This window comes from Hymenobacter fodinae (assembly GCF_004745825.1).
GTDB lineage: Bacteria > Bacteroidota > Bacteroidia > Cytophagales > Hymenobacteraceae > Hymenobacter > Hymenobacter fodinae.
The window spans coordinates 1,508,515-1,533,207 of sequence record NZ_SRLA01000002.1 but is presented as its reverse complement, the minus strand read 5'-3'; the positions used below and the strand labels follow the sequence as shown (position 1 = coordinate 1,533,207).

The 24,693-nt window shown below is 57.1% G+C and carries 18 protein-coding genes and 1 tRNA gene; 7 read left to right on the top strand and 12 right to left on the bottom strand.

Going from position 1 to position 24,693, the window contains the following annotated elements:
- Positions 1 to 225: 225 nt before the first annotated feature.
- Positions 226 to 313, bottom strand: a tRNA-Ser gene (locus tag EU556_RS13720).
- A gap of 192 nt (positions 314 to 505) precedes the next feature.
- Here EU556_RS13720 and EU556_RS13715 point away from each other — a divergent pair.
- The 4 genes from EU556_RS13715 (at position 506) to EU556_RS13700 (ending at position 5,509) form a co-directional block, all read left to right on the top strand.
- The gene (locus tag EU556_RS13715) at positions 506 to 1,483 is read left to right on the top strand and encodes a VWA domain-containing protein (protein WP_135434652.1); all 978 of its coding nucleotides are present in this window, start codon (positions 506 to 508) and stop codon (positions 1,481 to 1,483) included.
- A 20-nt stretch (positions 1,484 to 1,503) separates the two neighbouring features.
- Positions 1,504 to 2,472 (top strand): tetratricopeptide repeat protein, encoded by a 969-nt coding sequence (locus EU556_RS13710; RefSeq protein WP_135434651.1) that lies wholly within the window; start codon positions 1,504 to 1,506, stop codon positions 2,470 to 2,472.
- Positions 2,473 to 2,687: 215 nt separating this feature from the next.
- Positions 2,688 to 3,869: an acetyl-CoA C-acyltransferase gene (locus EU556_RS13705; protein ID WP_135434650.1), complete on the top strand. Its 1,182-nt coding sequence runs from the start codon at positions 2,688 to 2,690 to the stop codon at positions 3,867 to 3,869.
- A 161-nt stretch (positions 3,870 to 4,030) separates the two neighbouring features.
- Positions 4,031 to 5,509, top strand: coding sequence for a toxin-antitoxin system YwqK family antitoxin (locus tag EU556_RS13700; RefSeq protein ID WP_135434649.1), 1,479 nt, complete (start codon positions 4,031 to 4,033; stop codon positions 5,507 to 5,509).
- A gap of 120 nt (positions 5,510 to 5,629) precedes the next feature.
- Here EU556_RS13700 and EU556_RS13695 read toward each other — a convergent pair whose 3' ends face one another.
- From EU556_RS13695 to EU556_RS13650, 10 genes are all read right to left on the bottom strand, one after another.
- On the bottom strand, positions 5,630 to 6,928 hold the full coding sequence (locus EU556_RS13695) for a sensor histidine kinase (RefSeq protein ID WP_135434648.1): 1,299 nt from the start codon (positions 6,926 to 6,928) through the stop codon (positions 5,630 to 5,632).
- An 86-nt stretch (positions 6,929 to 7,014) separates the two neighbouring features.
- Positions 7,015 to 8,397, bottom strand: a complete 1,383-nt coding sequence (locus tag EU556_RS13690; protein ID WP_135434647.1) for a sigma-54-dependent transcriptional regulator — start codon at positions 8,395 to 8,397, stop codon at positions 7,015 to 7,017.
- A gap of 102 nt (positions 8,398 to 8,499) precedes the next feature.
- Positions 8,500 to 9,690: an ABC transporter permease gene (locus tag EU556_RS13685; protein WP_135434646.1), complete on the bottom strand. Its 1,191-nt coding sequence runs from the start codon at positions 9,688 to 9,690 to the stop codon at positions 8,500 to 8,502.
- A 31-nt stretch (positions 9,691 to 9,721) separates the two neighbouring features.
- Positions 9,722 to 10,975 (bottom strand): ABC transporter permease, encoded by a 1,254-nt coding sequence (locus tag EU556_RS13680; protein ID WP_135434645.1) that lies wholly within the window; start codon positions 10,973 to 10,975, stop codon positions 9,722 to 9,724.
- On the bottom strand, positions 10,965 to 11,552 hold the full coding sequence (locus EU556_RS13675) for an RNA polymerase sigma factor (protein ID WP_135434644.1): 588 nt from the start codon (positions 11,550 to 11,552) through the stop codon (positions 10,965 to 10,967). Before EU556_RS13675 ends, EU556_RS13680 begins: the two co-directional genes overlap by 11 nt.
- Before the next feature lie 43 nt (positions 11,553 to 11,595).
- Positions 11,596 to 12,339 carry an ABC transporter ATP-binding protein gene (locus EU556_RS13670; protein WP_135434643.1) on the bottom strand — a complete coding sequence of 248 codons (744 nt, stop codon included), beginning with the start codon at positions 12,337 to 12,339 and terminating at the stop codon, positions 11,596 to 11,598.
- 357 nt (positions 12,340 to 12,696) lie between these two features.
- Positions 12,697 to 14,163: a TolC family protein gene (locus tag EU556_RS13665; RefSeq protein WP_245327647.1), complete on the bottom strand. Its 1,467-nt coding sequence runs from the start codon at positions 14,161 to 14,163 to the stop codon at positions 12,697 to 12,699.
- Between the two features lie 62 nt (positions 14,164 to 14,225).
- Positions 14,226 to 15,713: a serine hydrolase domain-containing protein gene (locus EU556_RS13660; RefSeq protein WP_135434642.1), complete on the bottom strand. Its 1,488-nt coding sequence runs from the start codon at positions 15,711 to 15,713 to the stop codon at positions 14,226 to 14,228.
- Positions 15,714 to 15,765: 52 nt separating this feature from the next.
- Positions 15,766 to 17,013, bottom strand: coding sequence for an efflux RND transporter periplasmic adaptor subunit (locus EU556_RS13655; protein ID WP_135434641.1), 1,248 nt, complete (start codon positions 17,011 to 17,013; stop codon positions 15,766 to 15,768).
- A 246-nt stretch (positions 17,014 to 17,259) separates the two neighbouring features.
- Complete coding sequence (locus tag EU556_RS13650) at positions 17,260 to 18,867, bottom strand: family 43 glycosylhydrolase (RefSeq protein ID WP_245327645.1); 1,608 nt, start codon at positions 18,865 to 18,867, stop codon at positions 17,260 to 17,262.
- A 1,077-nt stretch (positions 18,868 to 19,944) separates the two neighbouring features.
- Here EU556_RS13650 and EU556_RS13645 point away from each other — a divergent pair.
- The 3 genes from EU556_RS13645 to EU556_RS13635 all read left to right on the top strand — a co-directional run bounded on the left by EU556_RS13645 (position 19,945) and on the right by EU556_RS13635 (position 24,025).
- Positions 19,945 to 22,407 carry an outer membrane beta-barrel family protein gene (locus tag EU556_RS13645; protein ID WP_135434640.1) on the top strand — a complete coding sequence of 821 codons (2,463 nt, stop codon included), beginning with the start codon at positions 19,945 to 19,947 and terminating at the stop codon, positions 22,405 to 22,407.
- Between the two features lie 471 nt (positions 22,408 to 22,878).
- Positions 22,879 to 23,259: a hypothetical protein gene (locus EU556_RS13640; RefSeq protein WP_135434639.1), complete on the top strand. Its 381-nt coding sequence runs from the start codon at positions 22,879 to 22,881 to the stop codon at positions 23,257 to 23,259.
- 304 nt (positions 23,260 to 23,563) lie between these two features.
- Positions 23,564 to 24,025 (top strand): carboxypeptidase regulatory-like domain-containing protein, encoded by a 462-nt coding sequence (locus EU556_RS13635; RefSeq protein ID WP_167855573.1) that lies wholly within the window; start codon positions 23,564 to 23,566, stop codon positions 24,023 to 24,025.
- Positions 24,026 to 24,204: 179 nt separating this feature from the next.
- Here EU556_RS13635 and EU556_RS13630 read toward each other — a convergent pair whose 3' ends face one another.
- Positions 24,205 to 24,534 carry a Dabb family protein gene (locus EU556_RS13630; protein ID WP_135434637.1) on the bottom strand — a complete coding sequence of 110 codons (330 nt, stop codon included), beginning with the start codon at positions 24,532 to 24,534 and terminating at the stop codon, positions 24,205 to 24,207.
- Positions 24,535 to 24,693 lie beyond the last annotated feature (159 nt).

Sequence of the window (24,693 nt, the reverse complement as noted above, 5' to 3'; positions counted from 1 at the left end):
GCTTTCGTACCTTTATACTCCATCCTAGGCCAAGGGCCAGCGGATTTCAGAACCGGCCGCGCCGGAAGCTTTGCAACGCCTGCTGCGACCCTCGCGGTGGGCGTTGTTTTTTACTCCGGCAGTAGGCTTTTATACCCTCGCACACACACCGGCGCACACACCAACGAAGAAGCCCCGAAAAAACCGCGTTTAAGCAGTAATTTCGGGGCTTTTCTTAAGACAGTGTGGAGAGGGGGGGATTCGAACCCCCGGTAACCTTTAGAGCTACGGCAGTTTAGCAAACTACTGGTTTAAGCCACTCACCCACCTCTCCAGTGGGAAACCCTTTCCGTCTAAAAGGTGTGCAAATATACACCTAGAATGGAAAAACAAACCCTTTTCAGAAAAAATATCTTCCTTGGTACCTCTTGCGTCGCGGCCCGGCCTTAGGCGCAGGGGCGTATCTTTGCCGAGTTGCCGAGGGCAATTTTCTCGCTTTTCCTATGATTCGTAACCACTTACCGCTATGCTGAACTGGGCCTACATGCTGGGGTGGCCGGAGATACTAGCCGCGGTAATTTTTTTATTTTTTTACATAGGCTACGGCCTGCGCACCCGCCGTTTGGGTGCACCGCTAGGCCAGCAGGGCTGGCCACTGAGTTGGAAGCTGGTGTTGCGCCTGCTGTATTTTGGGTTGCTGCTAGTGGCGTTACTGGGCCCAGCTTACGGGCTAACGCAAAAACCGGTGCGGACGGCCGGCAAGGATGTGTGGCTGCTTGTAGACCTTTCCCGTTCCATGGATGCGCCCGACGTATCCCCTACTCGCTTACAAAAGACAAAAGCTGAGTTGGCTAATCTGGTCAATCGGTTTCAGGCCGACCGGTTGGGGCTCATCATTTTTGCCGGGGAAGCCTTTGTGCAATGTCCCCTGACGTACGACCAAGCTGCCTTGCAGCTGTTCTTGAGTACTCTGCAAACCTCCCTGGTTCCGGCCGGCAGTACCGATTTAGTGCCCCCGTTAGAACTGGTACTTACCCGGTTAGACAGTGCTGCTCCCGCAGCGGGCAGCCTTCCGCGCGCCACGGCCGTGGTGCTTGTGACAGACGGCGAAGACTTTGGCGGAAACCTGGAGCCTACGGTGCGGGTGCTGGCCCGCTCTGGTGCCCGCGTGTTTACAATGGGAGTAGGTACCACGGAAGGCAGCCGCATTCCGCAACCAGGTGGGCGGTACGTGCGCGACTCGAAAGGTCGGGAGGCAATCAGCCGGTTGGCCCCAACCCCGCTACGCCGTCTGGCTGAGCAAACCGGGGGGCAATATTTCGAACTTACTGATCGGCGCAACGAGTTTCCTCTATTAGTAAACGCCCTCAACCGTGTGGAAGGTCAAGCAGAACAAGTCCGGACCGTATCAGTTGCTGACAATCGATACCGGTATCCGTTGGTAGTGGCGTTGCTGTTAATGGTATTAGATGTGTTGGTAACCGTTAAAGTAATTCGCCCATGAGAGTCCTTTTGCTAGGAAGTATGCTGCTGCTCAGTTCCTGGGGTGGGCTCACACGCATCCATGACCGCAACGATGCCATCCGGCGTGGGGAACTGGCCTATGCCAGAAAGGACTACTCCACGGCCGCAGAGGCCTATAAAGAAGCAGCAGTGCGTTTGGGCAGCCAGGAAGATCAGGTTTGGCTGAACCTCGCCCATGCTACTGCCCGGCTTGGCCGGAGCGCCGAAGCGCGCGGCTACTACGGACACTTACTGACTAGCTCTACCCCTGCCACCCGGAGCATTGCGCTGCAGCAGCTGGCTATTTTGGCTACCCAGAAAGGCGACTACGCCCAGGCCACTACCCTGCTGCGACAGGCACTGATTGCCAACCCTCGCAACGCTGATGCCCGCTTTAACTATGAGGTGCTGCGCGACTACCTCACCCGCCGGGCCACCGATCCGCAAATGCCCCCTCCCGGTACTGATGGCAGCCCCGATGTAGAACGGCACCGTACGCCCGAAGCAGACAACGCGGAGCGCCAGCCCCAACCAAAACCCGGCGCCGATCAGCAAGGGCAACTCAACGACCCCACCCAGCCCCAGGATCCGCGCAATGCCCCCCAGTCGCAGCCCAATGCGCAGGGGAAGCCGGCTCAAGATCAACCCTCTGGCAACGCGGGCAACTCGGCACCTAACGGGTTTACGCCCGGCCGCGGAGAACAACGGGAAATGGCCAGCGGCCAGCAACCAGGATCGGTAAAGGGCCTCAGCAATGAGGAAACGGGCCCCGAAGCCCCCGGAGGAACTAGCAACCGCGGTGGCACTGAGCAGGCAGCTCTCGATGAAGCCCAGCTTCAGACGCAGCGCGCCCGCCTGCAGCAAATGAACCTGAGTGCCGGCCAGGCCCGCCAGCTGCTGGATGCTATGCATGCCGCCGAACAGCAGTACTTACAGCAACTACCACGCAAAAGCACCCGCCCCGCCGACAAATCCAAACCAGGCTGGTAGTCAGTCGTCTAGGCCTGTTTGTATAAAGGCAAGTTGCCAATAAACTCAGGAGCTACCAGACGTTGATGCTATAAACTAGATGGACGTTTTGTTTGTATAGCTTGGCGGGCAAGGAAAACCGAGCGAGTAGCCAGGAAGTGAAGCGTTGCTGCCTCTCAATTCTTCGTTCTACCTTTAGCCCACAAATCCACCTAACCCCACCCCCACTCATTCATATGCAAGTTAAAGAAGTGGTAATTGTTGCCGCGGTGCGTACGCCCATCGGCTCTTTCGGCGGCAGCCTGTCGTCGCTGTCCGCAACCGATTTGGGCGCCATTGCCCTGAAAGGTGCCTTGGAGAAAGCAGGCGTAGACCCCAGCGAAGTTGAGCAGGTCATCATGGGCAACGTTATCTCGGCCAACCTAGGCCAGGCACCGGCTCGCCAGGCGGCCAAGAAAGCTGGTCTGCCCGATACCGTGGAGTGCACTACCGTAAATAAAGTGTGTGCCTCGGGCACGAAAGCCATCATGTTCGCCTCCCAGGCTATCATGCTAGGCCAGTCGGATGTGATTCTGGCGGGCGGCATGGAGAGCATGTCGAATGTACCTTACTACCTCGATAAGGCTCGTTTTGGCGCCAAGTATGGCCACGGTCAAATGATTGATGGACTGATGAAAGATGGCCTCTGGGACCCTTACAACGACTACGCCATGGGCAACGCCGCCGACGCCACCGCCGCGCACTACGGCATCACCCGTGAGGAGCAGGACGCTTTTGCGCAACAGTCGTACGAGCGCAGCGCCCAGGCTGCCAAGGCCGGCAAAAAGAAGGACGAAATTATTCCGGTAACCATTACGGTGCGCGGCAAGAGCACGGTAGTAGAAGACGATGAGGAATACACCAAAGTAGACTTCACTAAGTTTGCCGGTCTGAAGCCCGCCTTCACCAAAGAAGGCTCGGTAACGGCCGCTAATGCTTCTACTCTTAATGATGGAGCTGCCGCTGTGCTACTCATGAGCCGCGAGAAGGCGGAGGAGTTGGGTATAAAACCCCTGGCCCGCATTCGGGGCTTCGCGGACGCCGAGCAGGCTCCGGAATGGTTCACGACCTCTCCCTCCCTAGCTATTCCGAAGGCGCTAAAGCACGCCGGCCTGGAAGCCAAAGACGTAGATTTCTACGAAATCAATGAGGCTTTCTCGGTGGTATCGTTGGCGAACAATAAGCTCCTGAACCTGGAAGGCACGAAAGTAAACGTGTACGGTGGGGCCGTGAGCCTAGGCCACCCCCTCGGGGCGTCGGGTGCGCGCATTGTAACTACGCTACTGAACGTGCTGCAGAATGAAGGCGGCACCATTGGGGTAACCGGTATCTGCAATGGCGGCGGCGGTGCTTCAAGCATCGTGGTAGAAAAGCTGTAGGCCAGTCGTTAGCCTCCGTATCACCTTTTAATTTGATAAAGCCCTGCTGCACTTGCGGCGGGGCTTTTTTGTTGCGGGCTGGGCACGAAGGTTGCTAACGAGGCGCCGTGCAAGTACTGTCTATTTGCACTTTTCTAGAGCAATCTTTCGTTCTTGCGGCTATGAAACAATTTTTTTTGATGCTGCCCCTGGGGTTGTTAGCCATTACCACGGCTGAAGCCCAGAAACTTCGGCGCTTCACTACCTATTATGATTCTACCAACACCCGCAAGCGCGAAGTATACTCTGCTTTGGTTGCCAGCGACACGGTGATGGAAGGCCCCTACAAGCGGTTTTATCGCTCGGGCAAACTAGAGGCTCAAACCCGCTACACCGCCGGCAAGCGGGATTCTGCCTACGTGGAGTTTCACCCAAATGGCGGCCGCCGCATTGAGGTTACCTACCAGGATGGCCTGCGGCAGGGTCCTTTTAAAACCTACTACGAAAGCGGTAAAGTTGCCCAGGAAGGCACCTACGATAACGACCAGCCCACGGGCCTACTGCGTTTTTACCACCCCAGTGGTGAAGTAAAGCTCGAAACTACCCTACTAGGTGGGCAGCCTGCCGGTGCCGTGCGGGAGCTGTACCCTTCGGGGAAACCCAAAGCTGAAATAACCTACCAGAATGGGCAGGCCAACGGCTTGGCCAAGACCTATTTTGAAAATGGCCAGCTGCAAAGCGAAGGCACCTACAACCGAGGACTGCTGGCGGGCCCTTACAAAACGTACTACGACAACGGCCAGATTGAAACCGACGTGCAAGCCGATAAGTCGGGACGTGGCGGTTACCGCAGCTACTACCGCTCCGGCAAGCTGCGCACCGAGGGCACGTACGTACCAGGAACGCTGAGTGGCCGCGCCGTAAAAAATCCGTTGGCTGATGACCTTACTGCCCAGGCCAAAAGCTTGGCGGGTGGCACCAGCAACCTCGATGGACAAGCCAAGTCGTACTACGAAAGTGGGGCTATCAAGAGCATGCAGACCTACCGGCAGGGCGTGCTGGTAGGCACGCAGCAAGACTATTACGAGTCGGGCAAGGTGGAAAAGAAGATCGACTACGCCAACCAAGGCCGCGACCGGAAAGTTACCACCTTCTTCGAGGATGGCTTTCCGCACGAGGAGCAGGTGTATAAGAACAACCAGCCCTCAGGGGTATGGCGGGTGTTCCATCCGGGCGGCAAGCAGGTGCAAAAGCAGGAAACCTACGTGAATGGCAAACTCACGGGCGAACAGCTGACTTACTATTCTAACGGCACCATCCAGAGCAAACTGGCGTACGACAACGGCCGCGCCACTGGCCTAGGTCAGGAGTTCTACCCTTCGGGTAAGCTGAAATCCGAAACTACGTACGTGAAAGGCCTTAAATCGGGGCCTTACCGCCAGGTGCGGGAAGATGGGACGGCCGAGGTGTCGGGGTTGTTCCGCAACGGCAAGGAAAGCGGCGTGTGGAGCTACTTTGAGGCCAATGGCACTACCGTGAAGGAAAAGAAGAACTTCCGCAATGGGCAGATAGTGGCCGAAGGGGCTACACCTGCTGCTAAACCAGGCACCAAGCCCGCGGCTGTCAAGAAGCCCGGGGTAGCCCCCGTGAAACTGAAATAACCCTTCGCACTGGCCTAGGTCTATCTCTAGGCTCCAGTGCACAAAGAAGCTGCCCCAGTGAATGCTGCTATAGTAACGGCATTCACTGGGTCAGCTTCTTTGTGTCCTGAAGTCCCTCGTCTAAAACCTGATGGTAAACGCCGTACGACCATTGGCTTGGGTTTCGAGGCTGAACTGAAATTCGTGCTGGAGCAGAATGTCGCGGATGAGGGTTAAACCAATGCCCTGCCCATCGCGCTTGGTGCTGAAGAAGGGCGTGAACAGCCGCCGCTGCACATCGGCCGGAATGCCCGGCCCGTCGTTTTCAATGATAATCTGCGCCGGCTGCTGAGTAGTGCGCACCCACACGTTGCCCTTCTCCCCGATGGCCTCTAGGGCATTCTTGCAGATGTTGAGCAATGCCTGCTCCAGTTGCAGGGGGTCCAGATCAATCACCAATGGCTCGGGCGCCAGCTCCCAGTGCCAGCTAATATTGCGGCGCTCTACCTGTACATGCAACAGGCGCTCAGTGGTGCGCAAAAGCTCATGCACATCCGTTGGTTGGCGTTGCGGCAAAGGCAGCCGCACCAGGTTGGCAAAATTGGCAATGAAGTTAGCCAAGTGGGTATTGCGGTTGATAGATACGTCGAGGGCCTCCGTAAAGTCGGGCTGATCAGTGGCCTGGAGTTGAGGTGTGTAATAATGAAAGCTTTGCAGGATGGAGTTGATGGCGCCGATGGAGTTGTTTATTTCGTGCGACATCATCCGAATCAGCTTGCCGTAGGCCTGTTTCTCCTGCCGAATCAGGTCTTGGGTTAGCTCTTCCAGCACAATAAAGCGCCGCGTGAAGCCGCGATCTACAAAACGAGAGCAGTGCGCGCGGTAGGTCTGAATGCCGGAGAGCTGCACCACCTGCGGCTCTTGCTCCGACAGGTCAGCTAGGGCCGCGCCCCAGTCGCCGGCCAGTTGGTCGGGCTTCTCCCCCAGCAGTTGCTGGGCAGACAGGCCTAGCATGTGCTCAGCGGCCGGGTTTACGCCCTCAATACGTCCGTCGAAGGTAAGGAGCAACACGCCCGCTGGCGAGGCCTGGATGAGGCTTTCGAGCAGGTAGCTTTTCTCGTGCTGGGTTACGCGCTCCTTGCGCAACTCATCAATCATGTGGTTGTACACGTCGATGAGCTGATCCATTTCGCGCTGCCCCACGGGCACAAACTTCATGGAAAAATCTTTGGCCCGGATGGCCTCCGTGCCGGCCGCGATGAGCTGAAAGGGTCTGACAAAGCCCTTGTATAGCCGGATGGTGAGATAAATACTGATGCCCAGCAGCACTTCTAGGCCTACGAACAGAGGTGCATTTGTTCGCATGATCTGGGCCGCCAGCACAATCAGGACGGCATGAATCAGGATTACGAACAGCAGGAATTGTATGCGTAGGGTCATGCCGACAAGATAAGGGCGAGGGTACTAATGCAGAACGTCATGCTCGTTTGGGGCATGACGTTCTGCGCAAGGAGAAATGCTGTGCGCTATTCCGCATCAAAGGGAATGGCGTATTTCTCGAGGCGACGGTAGAGGGCGCCCCGACTGAGTCCTAGGGCTTTGGCTACGCGGCTGATGTTGCCGCTGTAGTGTTCCAGCGTCCGCCGAATCATTTGGGCTTCTAGCTCGTCGAGAGTAATGGTGCCGGGCTCGGGCAGCTCGCCGGGCTCGGGCTGCCGGGTGTGTACCCGTTGGTATTGGGCCTGGAAGTCCTCAGGGCCTAGCTCGTCTTTACCGCTGACCAGTACGGCGCGCTCCACCAGGTTTTTAAGCTCCCGAATATTGCCCGGCAAGGGTTGCTCCTGCAACCAGTGCTGCGCCCGGGTGCCTATTTTCAGGGCCGGGCGGTTGTATGTAGCACGCAGACTATCCACAAAGTGCTGCACGAGCAGAGGAATATCCTGGGGCCGCTCGCGCAGGGCGGGCAGGCGCACCGTTATCAGGTTGATGCGGTAGAACAAGTCCTCGCGGAAGCGGCCCTGCTGCACCATCTCGGCCAGGTTGCGGTTGGTGGCGCAAATCACCCGGATGTCGAGGCGGCGCGGCTTACTGTCGCCAAGTACCTCGTAGGTGCGGTCTTGCAGCACGCGCAGCAGCTTTACTTGAGAGCCCAGGTCCAACTCCCCTATCTCGTCCAAGAAAATGGTGCCGCCGTTGGCCAGTTCGAAGCGGCCAACCCGGTCGGTTTTGGCATCGGTGAAGGCTCCGCGGCGGTGACCGAACATTTCACTCTCGAACAGGGAAGCTGAGATACCGCCCAAGTTCACTTTCACGAACGGCTGGCGACGCCGGTGGCTGTTCTCGTGCACGGCCTCGGCAATAAGCTCCTTGCCCGTCCCCGACTCGCCCTCAATCAGGACGGAGGCATCGGTGGCAGCTACCTGGCCTACGTTGCGCAACACGTGCAGCAGGCGCGCATCTTGCCCCACAATCCGTTTGAAATCATACTGCTTGTCAAGCTGCCGGCGCGTGAGCTTGTCGGCATCCACCTCCTGCTCTGCCTGCTGCAGGCTCAGAACGGTTCGGATGGTTTGCAGCAGGGAGTCATTATTCCAGGGCTTCGTTATGAACTCCGCCGCTCCGGCCTTCATGCCTTCCACAGCCAGCGCAATGGAGCCCCAACCGGTAATCAGGATTACGGGCAGGGTCGGCGCCAGCCGCTTCACCTGGCCTAGCAACTGTAGGCCATCATGGCCGCTGGTGTCGAGGGAGAAGTTCATGTCCATCAGCACCAGTTGCGGTAAGCTCTCCTGCACCAAGCGCAATGCTTCCTCAGGCGTGGCTACGCCTTTGGTGGGGTAGCCCGCCTGTTTTAGCAGCAGCCCCAGGGAGGTCCGCACCGCTATATCGTCGTCAACAATAAGAATCATACGTGGCTGCGAAGGACGGAAAAGCTACACACAAAATTGCGGGAGTCTTGGGTATTTGCGGCGGCGGTGAGGAGTGTGCCGCCGCAACAAATACTACCTTCCCTACTCTTCACGCAATGAAACCGCTGGCTGAATGGCCGCCGCAATTCGACTGGGCTGAAGCGCGCAAATGGCCGTGAGCGTAAAGACGAGCACCGTAGCCAGCAACATAGCCATGAAGTATACCGGCGTGGCTAGGCCAAATACTCCCAGCAACGGAAACTGCACGGCCAGCAGCAGCCCACCAGCTACGCCCAGCGTTGTAACCACGAGCATTTCACCCAAAAATTGGCGGCTGATGGCATTGCCTGTAGCACCTAGCGCCCGGCGCAACCCAATCTCAGCCTTACGCTGGTTGATGTTGTACCACAGGACCCCGAAGAGGCCTAGGGCCACGTTGATAATCAGGAACAGGCCTACCAAGCCTAGGGCAATCAGGGGCGTCATCACGAACTTCAATTTATCCTTCCGGTTCTCGGCCAAGGTGTTCACGTTGGCATCCCAGCCTTTGGTTACGGCCTTGATTTTGCGAACTAGCTGCTGCTCAAGCACGGCGGCGCTGCCGGGCTGCACGCGCACTAGCAGCGTGGCCTGTTCGGTATTGCTCATTCTGGCGGTATCCTGCAGCGCCCGCCGTATGAAGATGGTGGGGTCGTTGGAAGCGAAGTCGCTGCCGGAGCGAAAGGCTTCTACTACCCCCACAATTTGCCACTCCTCGTCATGCTTGTCATTGGTCAGGACCTTACCCACCGCCGACTCCTGGCCGAACATTTCGTCGGCAAAACGCTGATTTACTACTATGGTGTGGCGCGATGAGGCATCGTCGCGACTGTCGTACCAGCGGCCGGCTACCACGTTCAGTCCCAACACCTTTACCATGTCATCATCCGTGTCAAAAATTTCGGTTTGAGGGGCCCCTTTGTCTTTGTAGCGGTACTCATCAGTATTGTTGTTGCTGAACGAGAAAGGGGTATTGCTCGTCCAGGTAACGGCCGCCACGCCGGGCGTAGCTTTCAACTCCTGCACCAGCCGCCGCAGCGTTTCCTTGCGGTTAATGGTGTCCTGACCAGGGTTGATATTAAACTCCCACACATTATCCGAGGTAAAGCCCATCGGCTGACGGTAGTTGTAGTAGTTGTTGACCAGCAGCACGCTCACCACGAACAGCACGAAAAACGATAGGAGGATTTCGGCCATCAGCAGGAAGTTTGACCGCTTACGGTTCCAGATCAGGGTAAATAGGTGACGTATCATGTGATTCTACTTTTTACACCTTGTGCATGAATTATTTGCTACCTCCCTTCAGGGCCTGCACCGGCTGCAGCCGCGACATTTTAAAGGCTGGATACACCCCCGAGAGCACGCCAAAAATCAGCGTCACGAGTAAGGCACAGCTGAAAATTCGCCAGTTCAGCTCAAAGTGCGCGTAGGCCAGTATTTGGGAGCCCCCAATGAGTTGCAGAGCCACGTAGGCCAGGATCAGCCCCAGCAATCCGCCGATGGCCGTGAGGAATATGTTTTCGATCAAAAATTGCCCGATAAGCGTGCGGCTGGTAGCGCCAAAGGCCTTCCGAACCCCAATTTCGGAGGAGCGCTCCATGATGCGGCTCACGTTGATGTTTACCAGATTCAGGGCGGGCAGCAGCATAAACAGCAAGGCAATGCACGAGAGAATGGAGAACAGCACCGCTTGACCATCGGAAGAATAATTAGTGAAGGGGTTCATTAGCTGCCGCGAAAAGGAAGCCAGCAGCGGATCAGCGTGCATTTCCATATACTTCATGTTCTTCGGGTCGGGCAGCGGCACGCGTTTCACCATTTGGTCGAACTCAGCCTGCACAGCAGGTATATCCGCTTCCGACTTCACTTGGATGATAGCGGCATAATCGCCGTGGAGCTGCACACGCTGCAGGTCGTTGGGGCTAGTTGTGAGAGGCACCCACACATCGGCATAAGAGCTGAAGCGCATGGCTGGTACATCCTCCACCACCCCTTGCACGCGGTAGTTGGTTTGGTTGACTTCAATAGTGCGGCCCACCACGCCCTGGTCGGTCCCGAAGTACTTGCGGGCCGTAGCGCGGTTGATAACGGCCACCCGCGCCGCTGATTTCACTTCGCTCTCTCCGAAAGGCTTGCCTTCATGGAAGGCAAAATCTAGCACCTGCCAAAACACGTCGTCGGTGTACTTCAGATCCAGGTCGATGCGGTTATTCCCGACATAGCTGGGTGTGGAGTGGAAGTTAGAGTAAACGGCTACCTTCTCGGGCGTTTTGAGGGGGCGCACATACTTATCCAGCAGGTAATAGCTGGGCGGCGAGTTCATATTGCCCCCACCCGTCCACTTAACATGCATAAAGTTGACAAACAGCATCTTGTTGAGGCGGGTTTCGGGGGCATGCGCGCCCACGAGGTGGTCGAACATGGCCGCCACCACCAGCAGCACCATAAGCGTGAAGCTGATGCCGAACAGGCTGATAAAGGTGAAGAACTTGCGGCGCAGCAAGACTTTCCAGGCGATTTTGAGGTAGCTAAGCAACATGAGCGTGAGAGTAGGAAGTAGAAAAGGAAGAGTGAAGGGCAGCCACCTGCCGTTGCAGCACCGCGCGGGCCTTACTGAGCTGCGACTTGCTGGTACCCTCCGAAATACCGAGTAGTGCAGCGGCCTCGGGGTGCGTATAGCCTTCCAGGGCGCAGAGGTTGAACACGGTCCGGTAGCCGGTGGGCAGTTCCTGCACCAGTCGGAGCAGGTCGGCGGCCTGCAGCTCTACATCGGCGCTGGGCAACCCGGTGGCCAGGTGACCGGTGTGGCAGTCTTCCAGGCTGATGGTCAACGACTCGCGGCGGCGTAGGCAGCTTAGGGCTTCACGCACCATAATGCTGCGTACCCACCCCTCCAGGCTGCCCTTGCCCTCGTACTGGCCTAGGCACCGGAATACTTTCACGAAGCCCCGTGCCAGCACATCTTCAGCATCAAACTCGTGCCGCACGTAGCGCAGGCACAGGCCTAGCATCTTGGGGGCAAAGCGGTGGTAGAGCTGCTCTTGGGCCGCGGCATTGCCTTGAGCACAGGCGGCAACTAGTTCAGCATCAGCAAGAGGAAAGGTGAGCGTTTTCATAACTCAGAAGAGAAAGCTGTCAACTAAATCTGGCTACTCGGGCCTAGCTCACTTGGCTGCCATCGAAAAAGCGGATGAGGCGCTGCGTTTTGTGTGCCTGCTGCTCGTCGTGGGTTACCATCACGATGGTGGTTCCCTCCTGCTGGTTCAGGCCCAGAAGCAAGTCCATAATCTCCTCTCCCATCACTGAGTCGAGGTTACCGGTGGGCTCGTCGGCGAGAATGATTTCGGGGCGACCGGCTAAGGCCCGGGCAATGGCTACGCGCTGGCGCTGCCCACCCGACAGCTGGCTGGGAAAATGGTTGGTGCGGGCGCTCAGGCCCACTTTATCGAGGGCAGCGTAGGCCCGCTCCCGCCGCTCCTTGCCGCCCACCCCAGCGCGGTACAGCAGGGGTAGCTCCACGTTATCCAGCACCGAGAGGTCGTTGATAAGGTGGTAGCTCTGAAATACGAACCCGATTTTCTGGTTGCGCAGGTAGGCCAATTCCTTATCGGAGTACGACTGCACCGGGCGGCCATCTAGCTCAATTACGCCGCTGGTAGGCTCATCGAGCAGGCCAATGATGCTGAGCAAGGTTGATTTACCGCAGCCCGAGGGACCCATGATGGAAACAAATTCGCCTTTGTTGATGGTGAGATTTACCCGATTCAGGGCTACCGTCTCGATGGTTTTGGTTTGGTACACCTTCTCGATGTCGCGGAGGTGAATAACTGGCTGGCTGGTAGCCGTCAGGGGAGCACCGGTGGGTAGTGGCCGCGCGGCCGTTTGGGTGAGCATGTTTTCCATGAGCAGAGCGAAGAAGAGTTGAGGAAGGCTGCGAAAAAGGTTGTCCGGTTTTGGGCACTAGGCCACTACCGCTATGGAGAATAAGCCAAGCGTCATGCCAATTGATTAAAATATTAATAATCAACTATTTAACCACATATATCAAAATCAATCCTCATCAAAAGCTGTCCATTTCCGGACAGGGTGTTCATTCCTGGTGAGGTGCCGAAGGATTGCGAAATAGGGCTAGTCCGTTTGTAGGCCAATTGGGTGCTTTGTGCAGCAGAAGTTCACCGTATCAGCTAGGCCTAGAAAGCACAACTGCCTCGCAGCAAGAGCCACGAGGCAGTTAATCAGTTTCAGCCGTGAAATGCAGGTTTAGTTAGCCGCCACAATAGGCACTTGACGCTCAAAATCATAGAGTGTGAGTGCCCGTATCCGGTAATGGGCTACCCAGGCGGCCCGTAGCGCCAAAATGTACGCGCGCCGGGCCTGGTCTTTCTCGTTGGAGGCAATGGTCAGGTCGGTAAGGCTGATGCGCCCCACTTTGTAGGTAGCCTGGGCAATGTTGTAGCGCTGCTGCGCCAGCGAATCGGCGCGGGCGGCTAGGTCTAACTGCTGGCTGAGAGTGCTAAGCTGCGTGGCTTGCACCTGCACATTTTGCTCGAACACGGCCTCCTCCTGCGCCACATCAATTTGGGCTTGCTGGCGGGTGAGTTCCGCAGTCTTTACAATGGATTTCTGCCGGCCCCAGTCCACTAAAGGCAGCGCAAACGTAAGGCGCACTTGCTGTTGATTTTGCAGGGCGGCGTAGGTATCCCAAAGGTTGCCGGCCTGGTTCACATACCCCAGGTTAGCCGACAGCGAAGCCTGTAGGCCAGTGGTGCCACGCGCCAGAGCCACCTCCCGCTCTGCTAGCAGCAAGCGTCGCTGAAACGCCAGCACCACGCTCCGGTTCTGCCGGGCCTGAGCCAAGGCTAGCTCGGCGGGCACCACCAGGCGCGGGGCAGCGCTGGGAATGGTGAGGCGCAGCTCGGCAGCTCGTAGGCCAGTGTAGCTTTGCAAGCTGACGGCGGCATTCTCCGCATCGAGCTGGCCCTGGGCCATGGCTTGGCGGGCATTGAGCAGGTTTAGCTCTAGCCGCAGCAAGTCACTTTGCGAGAGGCGGCCCAATTGGTAGCGCTCCTTCCCTATCCGCAGCAGTTCCTCGTTGGCCCGTACGTTTTGGCTAGCTACCTCGGCGTTTACCTGTTGCTGCAGCACATCAAAATACAGCTCCGTAATGCGCTGGGCGATGCCTTCGCGCTCCTCCACGTACTGGCGCTGGCTTTCCTGGTAGCGCAAGGGCTCAATTTGGCGGGCCCATTTCAGACTATTGAACATCCCGATAGGTTGCGTCAGACCCAAAGCCACGGGCTGGTTGTTGTAGCGCTTCAGCCGCCCATTGAAGTCATCGAAGCGCTGCACCTCCGAGGCCACAAACACCTGCCCGCCCGTGAGCCCAATATTTTGGGTAACCGTCATGGCTAGGTTAGAGTTGTTGATGCGCACGGCCCGGAAATCGGTAGTACCATCGGGCTGCACAACGGGCGTAACGGCCCTACTGAAGCCCGGCAGCGTGCCCTGCAGGCCTAGCTGGGGGCGATAGTTGGCCTGGTAGGTGCGCCACTCCCAGTAGCTTTTGTCGCGGGTGGTTTGGGTTTGCCTGGCCACCGCCGACTGGCCTAGGGCCACGTTGATAACCTGCTCCAACGTTAGGGGCGCTGGGGTAGGCTGAGTTTGGGCGGCGACTGGTTGCTGGAGCCATCCAGGCAGCAGAAACAACAGGCACATGAGGGGCTTCATAGCTCGAAGAATTTTATTCAACACGTATCGAAAGGGGGAGTGGCCTAGCGCACTGTGCGCACCTACTTTAGTTGAGCCCGCGCGGGTAGCTCTTGCTTCAGGAACTGTTCCATCTCAGTCAGGCGGCTCTGGCTGATGTTTTCATTCACCAGCAGCACAATGCCCAAGTCCTGCTCGGGGTACAGCACAAAGCGCGTGTTGAAGCCAATAGACTGGCCGTTATGGGAAATGCGCTGTTGGCCGTTACCGTCGGTATCAAGCATCCAGCCCAGCCCCATGCCTACTGCTGACTCAGGGCCGCTGGTCCGCTGATGCGCGAGGCGTACAGCGGGCTCTTGCTCTTTGAGGTTGGCTGCGGCGTATTTAAGCAGGTCAGCGGCCGTTGAGCTGAGGTTTGGCCCACCCCAATAGCCGGTGTAGTTAGGGTGCTGCTGGGGTTTCTGGCGGCTATCATAGCCCGTGGCATAGCGCTGGTGCTCAGCGGCCGAAAGCACGCGCTTAGTGTCAGACATGCCAAAGCGCTTCTGCACATACTTTGTCACGAGCTGCTCGTAGGGCTGCTGGTACACGCGCTCCAGAATCAGTTGGAGCACCAGCATGGCCGTACCGCTGTAGCGGTATATAGTGCCCGGCCGCGTAGCCAGCTGGAAAGCGTGCATGTCGTGCAGCAGGCTGTCGGCGGAATACTTGTTGTAGTAAGCCGTTCTTTCCACCAGGCTCAGGTTGTTTTGCCATTCCTTTCGGGCTGGGCTATACACCTGGGCTGTGCCGGGCATGCCGGAGGTATGGTTAGCTAGGTCTACTACTCGAATGGGCTGACCTTCGTAGGACAGGTTAGGGTACTGCCCCGGTAAGTACTGCCGGATATCATCATTCAGCCGCAGCTTCTTGTCTAGCACGGCTTGAGCCAACAGCGTCCCAACAAAGGTTTTTGCCACGGAACCCATGTCGTAAAAAGTGTTGGCAGTGGGCAGCTTCCTAGAGCCCTTTTCTACTTCACCGTAGTTGTAGAAGGACATTTTGCCTTGCTGATACACACCAATAGAAAGACCCGCCACATCCGGATGCTGCATGTAAAGCGTAGCAGCGCGGTGCACGGCCGCATCCAAGGAGGTTTGCAGTCGGTTGTCGGTTAGGGCCGGGGCCGTACGTTGGTTGGGCTGCGCAATGAAGTCTGAAATGGTATAATCATCAAGGACACCCGGCGTTGACGAAATCAACGCTACCCGCAGGTTCTGCTTCTCGCCTTTCCACTCAAACTCGTGGCGCTTGCCTTGTTCTTTTAGCGCAACAGTGGCTACAATCCGGCCGGTTTTTTCCTTCAAGCCCGCCAGGTACTTGGTCATGCTTCCGGCTGGCTCCAATTGCCACAGTGCTGCGCTCCTATACGCCTCCGATGCTGCAAAATCATTGCGGTTGTATTGGGCAATCAGGGAGTCATTGAACTGCTGGTAAGAAGCGAACCTAGGTGCTTGGGTTTGAGCCATTGCGCCGTGTAACAAGGAGCCAGATAGAATTACTGCGGCGGATAAGTTGCGGAGATACAGCATGATGAGTAGAAATAAATGGTAGGAAGATGTATTGATTGAGTGGCTGGTTGGCTTAATTAGAAATGGTGAGTTCCGGCGTATCCACGTGGTCCTTCATATCCGACACGATGACCTCTTCACCGGGCGCTAGGCCACTGATTACCTGCACGTAGTCGAAGTTGCTGTCACCGAACTGGACCGTTCGGCGTACGGCTTTGCCCCCCTGCACCACAAACACAGGCTGCTCTTGGCCCCCCTGGTAGAAAGGCCCGTTTTTCACACGCACCACCTTGTGCAGGGCTTTGGTCACCACAAATACATCGGCCCGCAGATTGGAGCGTAGCGCGGGGTGATTGTCCTGGCCTAGCGCCGCATAAAATGTAACTACTCCCTTTTCCACGGCTGGGCTCACCGTGCTGATGGTGCCGCGCAAATCGGTGCCGTTGATGCGAACCACGACCGGGTCGCCGGGGTGCAGGGCATCGGCGTAGGTATCGGAGATGGTGGCGCGCACTCGGAAGTGGCTGAGGTCGGCTACACGGGCGAGGGCGTCGCCGGCCTGCACGGTGGTGCCTAAGTCGTCTTTCACCCAGGTGAGCACGCCGGGCTGCTGGCTGCTGATGTTGGCCTGCGCGAGCTTGCCAGCCAGCTCAGCAATGCTGCGGTCCTGAATCTGCATGGTGAAGCCTAGCTCCCGCACATCGGCGGCGTTGGCGGCCCGCTGGTTGCGGATTTGCTCGCCCAAACGCTGCAACTCCAGTTGCGCTACTTTCAGGTTTAGCTCGGCTTGACGCACGCTCTCGGAAGTGCCGCCCCCGATCTTCAGCAGGTACTGCTCATCGCGCAGCGCCGACTGCAGGCTCCGCACTTTCACTTGCTGCACTTGCTCTTGGGAGCGGAGGTCGTTGAGGGCTTTTTCCAGCGTGAGCTGCAGCTGGCCGTTTTTATTGCGGTTTTGCTGCTGCTCATCCTGCAGCTTGGCCAGCGCCGTGTTCGTCAGCTCTTTATCCAGCTCCAGAATGGTTTGCCCGGGTTGCACCTTGCTGCCCACCGCTACGGCTACCCGCCGGATGGTGCTCTGAATAGGACTAGTGATTACCGCCTCGTGGGCTGGAATTATAACGCCCGCCGCCATAAGCGAGGCTTCTACATCGCCCAGCTCCGCGGTGGCCGTCAGGAAAGAACCGCTCTGCAAGCGAGGCTGAAGCACGGTCCGGAAGGCTAACAGGCCTACGGCAACTAAAAGCAGGGCCCCGGCTCCCAGCAACCAGCGGCGGCGCTGACGGCGAACAAGGGTGGCATTAGGTATAGCTCTGTCCATTTTCGTACAGGAAGAATAGGGTTTCCCATACATCTAGCCAAGCAGTATGCCATATCTATAACTTGTTATTTTTTAACTACTTATGCACATAAAACACATCTACTATTCATCTAAATATGTCCGAAAATGGACAGGCTGTTCGAAAATATGAAGTCAGTAGGGTAGCCGTAAATGACACAGCCCCGGCAAGCAAATGCTTACCGGGGCTGTGTGCGCTGCTCCCTGAGCTAGCTTCTTTGAAGTGGCCTAGCGCTGGTTGCGGATAGTAAAATTGTTAAAGGCTACCATGGCTGAGGACGTGCCCTGTGCCAAGAGGCCTACCCGCACTCCCCGGTCCCATGGGGGGAGGTACTCGCCGTTGAGGGCAAAGCTATCCAGCACGACTGGCTGCCACGCCGAGCCATCGATATTATAGGTGAAGCGGAAACGCTGTCCTCCCCACGCTTCGAGGCGCAAGTTCAGCGTCTGGCAATTCGGGAGGTCTATCTTAGACAGAGTCTGATGCTGGCCACCTTTCACGTGCCACACCTGCAGGGAGTTGTCGCCGGTTACCAGGGCCAGCGCGTTGTCAGGGTCACCGATGGCGCAGAGACCCGCGAAGGTGCCCGGCTCCAAAGACGAGGCAGCCAATGAGGTAGTAGCCTTATAAGTGGCTGTGAAGGTGCGCTGTGCTACAATAGCGCCTAGGCCAGTAGCCTCGGCCGTCAGCAGCAGCTGCCCGTCACTCACGCCTACTTCCGGCTGACGGCCAATGGGCCACTGCCAGCTGCCCGCCAGCGTGTTGCCTTCAAAGTTCTCCGTGATGTTGAGCACGCTCACATCTTTGAGCGGAGCAGCCTGGGGGCTGTTGCCCTCAAACTCCGGCCAGCCTTCCTCGTTGAAAGTGAACTCGCTGAGGATGCCCTGACGGCCCACAAACTCGTGGCTCTGGTTGTAATAAGCGTGGTGCAGCAAGAGCCAACGGCCCTCATACTGGGCTACGGTACCGTGACCGGGGCATTTCCAGGTGGCGTTTTTCTTGAGCACCGGGTTCTGCGGGCATTTCTCCCAGGGGCCTAGCAGGCTCTTGGCACGGGCTACCCCGGTGGCGTAGGTGCAGCACTTACCGCAGCAGCCATTGCCAGCGTAGAACATGTAGAAATACTCCTCGTGCCGGATGATGGCCGAGCCTTCTACCAAGCAGCCCTCCCAGGAAGTGGGGTCGTTGCGGAACAGTTCTACCTTTTTGCCAACCAGAGCCGTGTGCGTGTCATTGATACGCTGGGCATAGATGGGTGTAGGCTTTTTGAAGGCGTTGCCATCTTCCTTCCACACCAAGTACAGCTTGCCGTGCTCATCGCGCATGGGGAAGCCATCGATGGAGCCGTAGCGCTGGGCTACCAAGAAGCCGTGGTCGGTGTACGGGCCTTCGGGGCTATCGGCGCTGGCTACTCCAATGGCTAAGCGCCCTTTTTTGCCCTTTTGCCGGGCAGTATAGTATAGGTAGGTCTTCCCGTTTTCGTGGAAAATCTCTGGAGCCCAGAAGTTGGTTCCGGCCCACTCGGGCAGCGACTCGGCGGTGGGGAATACGTGGCTTACCAGCTCCCAATCAACCAGATTGGTTGACTTGAACAGCGGAAACACCGGGCCCCACTCAGCCGAAGTTGCGCTGGCCCAGTACGTGTCGCCGATCTGGGCGATGGTGGGGTCAGGAAAGTCGCCGGGAAGAACAATGTTAGCGTATGAAGTACGGGGCTGCGAAGCAACGGGCGGCGCCAGGTGCACAGCCGTGTTGGTAGCTTCGGAAGCGCCAGCACAAGGGGTGCTGGTGGTGGGAGCCTGTAAATAGGCTTGAGGTTCTACTGTGAGAGACACAACAGAGGGGGAATTGAAAGAACGGGAAGAATCAATCGTCCGAGGAAGAAGATGGCTCTACTTGAAAAACCATCTCCTGCGCTGAAACCTACATACCAACTGATGAGGTGTCAGAAATGGGGAGCTTACTCAGCCAGATAGGCTGATCTTTCTGAAGAAACTTGTAATTGCAATATTCCTACATCAGCCACCGTACTCGCCTGCACAGTGCTCAAACCGCGTGAGGATGGGCTCTTAAGCGCAATCCTTTCTCAAAGGTGCCATTTTTTTGAAAAATAATGTTCGGCGGCTACTTCATGGCTTAGTAGCTACTTACGCCCTATTGAGCATATTTCGGGCCATTGCATGCAAGTTGATAGATAATTTTACCGATATAAAATTATAATTTTACCTATAATCCCCTTGAAAGTTGAAGTTTTTTGCTGGCCAACTAGACTTATCAAATTCAAGGCAGCAGCCTCGAGGTAAGCGGCATGCAGAATATTTTTTCGACCAACGACAGCGTTTTGCCGATCAATGACGGGCAAGTCGATAAAAAAGGTCTCGCTCACTGCTTATCCATTACTTAGTAAGGCCCATATTTTTTTGGGTTAGTCAGGCAACGGTTGCATACCTGTCCTCATCTAGCCTAGTAAAAGTGCGTACTGCAGGCGCTCATATACTAGCGGCATTGTTGGCTAGACTTCCGCTCCTACTATTCCCCTTGCGTTTCTAGCATTTACCCCATGATTTCGGGCTTTTTCAACTTACACAGAAATAAATGTTCAAGGTACCTTGCGTTACATAGTACCTTCACTTATATTTGTCTCAGTGATTGGTTGAATTCTGGCGTTGGTCCTGGCTCGCTCTGCACCGGGCCCCGACCAACGCCCCACCCTTCCCGGCATCAAACGGATGCCGGAGCCGCCTAAGCCAGTGTGATGTATACCACCTTACTATAGGCAGCACGGGGTGCTAGCTGGGCAGACTACCTGCCCTTTACCTACAGCTTGATTTCCTGCAATGAGCATCCGGCGGAACCGCGGCCACCGGACACGGCTCCCTCTTGCCTGAAACTTCCACTATTCTCTCTTTCTGATGACTTCCTATCTACCTTCCAGCCGGACCCTTCAGGGCCTGGGGTTCCTCGCTATGCTCTTTCCGTTGGCCGCCGCTGCACAGCAACAACCCACCGGCTCCGTACAGGGCACCCTCCTCGATCAGGCGAACAGCCAGCCCGTGCCGTTTGCCAACGTAGTAGTGCTGCGCGCTCAGGACTCAACGTTTGTTGCCGGGGCCGAATCGGCGGAAAACGGCACCTTTTCGCTGGAGAAGCTTGGGCTGGGGTCTTATATCCTTAAGGCCACGGCCGTTGGATACCAGGGCTTACGGCGCACTGTTTCCCTCACCCCAGCTGCGCCGGCTCTGCGGCTCGGCACCCTGAAGCTGGCTTCTACCAGCACACAGCTGGCCAGCGTAACAGTTCAAGGCGAGCGGGCTGCGGTGCAGGAAAGCCTTGACAAGAAGGTTATTAACGTAGAGAAAGATTTGAGCAGCGTGGGTGGTACGGCCGTAAACGTGCTCCAAAACGTGCCTTCTGTAACGGTAGCTGCCGATGGCACCGTGAGCATGCGCGGTAGCTCCAACATCACCATTCTGATTGACGGCAAGCCCAGCAACTCAGCTAACAGTGGGGCGGGCGGCAACCGCCTGGAGCAGATTCCTGCCAGCGCTATTGAGCGGGTGGAAGTAGTCACTAACCCTTCGGCCCGGTACGATGCGGCCGGGGCGGGCGGGGTGCTGAACATCATTCTGAAAAAACAGAAGAAGGATGGCTGGAACGGCCAGGCCATGCTCAACCTGGGTACCCGCGACAAGTACAACCCCAGTCTGAGCCTGAACCGCCGCATGGGCAAGCTCAACCTGTTTGGCTCCGCCGACCTGCGCGATGACACCTACCACACCCGCATGTGGAACGACCAGTACGCGCTACTAGAGGGCCAGGAACTGCGGACCTACCAACAGGGTACCAACGTGCGCCGCAATAAGAACTACAGTGCCCGGTTGGGTTTCGACTACACCTTGCCTGCCAACCAAACTATTACGGTTACAGTGGAGCCTAACCGTAACCGTTCAGGTAACACGGGCATCCAGCTGGCTACGCTTAGCGGGGCAACGAACGCCCGCATTGGCAGCCAGTTTCGGGTGGCGGAAAACGTAGATAACCTGGAAAGCTCCATTGACTACCGCCGCACCTGGGATTCGCACAAAGGCCGAGAGTTATCTGCCAACCTCTACCACACTTACCTCGATGCCAATGTAATAGTGGCCCAACGCAACACAGAGGGCAGCCCCGACTTACGAGAGTGGACCCAGGACTTACAAGTTAACCTGAATGCCGTGGGTGGCCAAGTAGATTATGTGCATCCGCTGGGAGAAAAAGCCCGGGTTGATATGGGCCTCAAGGGCCAGTGGCAAAAGAACTACGGCACCGACGACTTTCTGCGCCAAAACTCCGATAACGCCGGTGTTACCCGCCTCCCCGACCGCTCGTACGCCTACGATTTCAAAGAATACACTCAGGCGGGCTACGTTACGTTTCAGCAGGAAACCGGCAACTGGACTATGCAGGGTGGCCTACGAGCTGAGTATACCAACACCAGCGGCCAAGTGCAGGGGGGCAATGGCCCCTTCGCGCTGGAATACCTGAACCTGTTCCCTTCGGCTACGGTGGCTCGCAAGCTACCCGGCGCCGACCAGCGGCTGCAGGCCAGCTACTCTCGCCGTCTGAACCGTCCCAATTTCATGCAGTTGCTGGCCTTTCCCCTCTACCAGGATCAGCGCTCTTACCGCATCGGCGACCCTACCCTGCGCCCCGAGTACATCAATGCCTTTGAGCTAGGCCACCAAATGACCATGGGCCAGGCCTCGCTGACTTCTACGCTGTTCTACCGCCAGACCACCAATGCTATTCAGCGCCTGGTACGGGTTGATTCTACCGCTACGCGCCTTTACGGAGCTGGGTCGGTGGTTACGGCCCAGTACAGCGACAATTTCGGCCAGGCCACAACCTATGGCGCAGAAGTCTCTTTGAACCAGCCCCTAGCTAAGTGGTGGCGCCTGACAGCCAGCGGCTCGTTGTTCCAGAATACGGTTACATCTGCCACGGGCAATGAGGCCAACCGTAAGGTAGTATCGGGCACTGCCCGCCTGATGAACTCCTTTACGCCCACTCCCAAGCTTGACATTCAGGTGACGGGCAACTACCGGGCTGCGGCCGTTACGGCGCAAGGGCGCATTTCGCCGGTAGGTTCCATGGATGTGGCCATGCGCCAGCGCCTGTTTAACGATCGGGGCGCCGTTACCCTGCGCGTGTCCGACGTATTCAATACCCAGCGCAACCGCACCGAGGCTTACACCGAGGGCTTCCGGGCTACTTACTATAACAAGTGGGAGTCGCGGGTAGGGTACCTGGGCTTCACCTGGTACCTGGGCTCCAACAAACCCCCGAAGAAGATTGAGAGCCAGTCCCAGGGCGGCGGTGGCGGATTCGGCGGCTAAGCCGTGCTAGGCCACTCCCGAAAAAAAAATTTCAGGGCGCTGTAACTTTTGACGAAAAACGCGGTGTCCACATCAGAAGCAGCACCTCGGAGCTGCGCCGCTTACAAGCAGAACATATGTTATCCGCTATTCAAAATATTTTTTCTCTCCCAAGCATCTATTTACCTGCGGCTTTCATCTACTAGATAGCTGCAGTTCTTCCGGCAGACAGGTAGCTACTTCTGCTGGTGTTTACCGCTCCTGCTTCGGCCCGCGGCGACTTTTTCCCTTGGATAAGTCATGGCCACCCGCCCGCCGAACGTGCTCCGCGCAGTTGCCGCGGTGCTGCCCTGAGCTACTGGTGGCGCACAGGCCTAGCGTGCCAAAGCCAGCGGTTCTACCCTTCCGTTTCGAGTTGTGTTTTACGGTTTGCCTGCGGGTGCGGGCAGGTCGGCTGGTATCCCTTTGTCCGTATTTTTTTCTTCAAAAAACATGAAAACTTCCCTGCTTTCCCGCCTAAGTGCTGTGTGCCTGTTCCTGGTTTGCGCTACCACCCTGGCCAAGGCCGATCCGGTGGTGTACACTGAAAGCCCCATTATCGCCAAAACCGGCTACTGGACTATCGTTACTGACTCGCAGATCCGCGACCGTTCTACCGTTCGCTTTTACAATGATCAGCATGAACTCCTGTATGAAGAGCAGCTGAACGGGGTGTACCTCGACCCTAGCAAGAGCCTCGCCGCTCATCGTCGGATTTCCAAGATGCTGGGCACCACCCTCCAGCAAGTGCAGCGCCTGAGCACTAACTGCGTGGTTTCTACGCACATGGTGGCCCTGAACCGCCACACCCAGCGCCTCTACGCCGTGCGCTAGTAGCAGCCGCCTGTTATCATTAGCGTATCTATCCCGTTATATCTGGCCCTCTGCGGCCTCAGGCCTGCTTCCAGACTGGCCTCATAATAATTCGAATAGAGTGGCCTAGCACGGCCCTCTCCTCCCCGGCCTCCACCCTAGCGGTGGGGCCCGCCCCACGCAGTAGCTAGTGGCCTAGCCCGCTGCCCTGGGCTCGACTCCAACTTCACTTCCTGACCATCACCGGAGATGTCCGGTTCCTGCTGCGGGTGCCACTTGAGCGCCGGAGATGGCCACGCCTTTGTCCTTCCATTCCTACACTATTATGAAAACTTCCGTTGCCTCCTGCACCCTGTTGGGCCTTTCTCTTCTCCTTTCGGTAAGCGTATTACCCGCTCAGGCCCAATCGGGGCAGCGGGGCTCGCTCAGCGGCCGCCTCTTTGATGGTCAAACCCAGGAGCCAATTCCGCACGCCAATGTGGTGCTGCTGCGGGCTTCCGACAATTGCTTTATAAAGTCAGTTGAAACGGATGCCAAGGGTCATTTTCGGGCCAGCAACCTGCCCCTAGGCCAGTACAAATTCCGCACGACGGTGTTGGGGTACCAGGCGGTAAACCCCCAGGTTGCGTTTCATGCCCGCCAAACGCACGTGGCGCTAGGCTCTGTAGTGCTGGTGCCCCTCAACACGCCGCGCGCCACGCAGGCCACCAAGCTCGCCTGGGCTCGGCGAAGCAGCGCCGTAGCCGGACTGGAGCCCGTGCGGCCCGCCCTGCGGGTTCGGTCGTAACGGACGCGCGCCCGCCCCGGCCAGTGCGCTTAGCGTATTAAGACACACTATACGTACGGAGATGCTGGCTGATGAATGGGTACGTAACCCGTTCATCAGCCAGCATCTCCGTTTCTGATAGGAGTTACTGGCAAGGATAGGTCACCGCTTTACTCACCCTGCCGACGACTGAGCGTGGGTTAATTTGCGGCCGAACCTATTGAGTCGTAGATGACTACTTTTTCCCAATAACGAGCATACTGATTCCGGAACTCGTCGTGGATGGGGTGCTGCTGGTACTGTTCTTCGGCGGCCGCGTCTTCAAACAGGCATAACCAGGAGTAGGTATAGGTTCGCTCAATCACGTCGCGGGTGGTAGAGGCTGGCGTGCCAATATGCGCCATCTTGATTACGGGAATGGTGGCCAGCTTCTGCAACCCCTCCAACAGTTGGGCTTTGTCAGCCTCGCTGCTAGTAGCTGGAGTGTAAAACAATACGTGGTGCACAAAAAGCGTGGATGAGGAAGACATAGTGGTTAGGTAGATGGCTTAGTTGGATGTAAGTATACTGCAGTGCGGTGCAGATTAATTGCTTTCCAAGCGTCTTTGTTTTCCAGGATTGAAAAGCGGGTAGCTGCCCTATTAGCGCACCGGCTCAATGTAATGGTTTCCGGCCTTTCACCCTAAGAA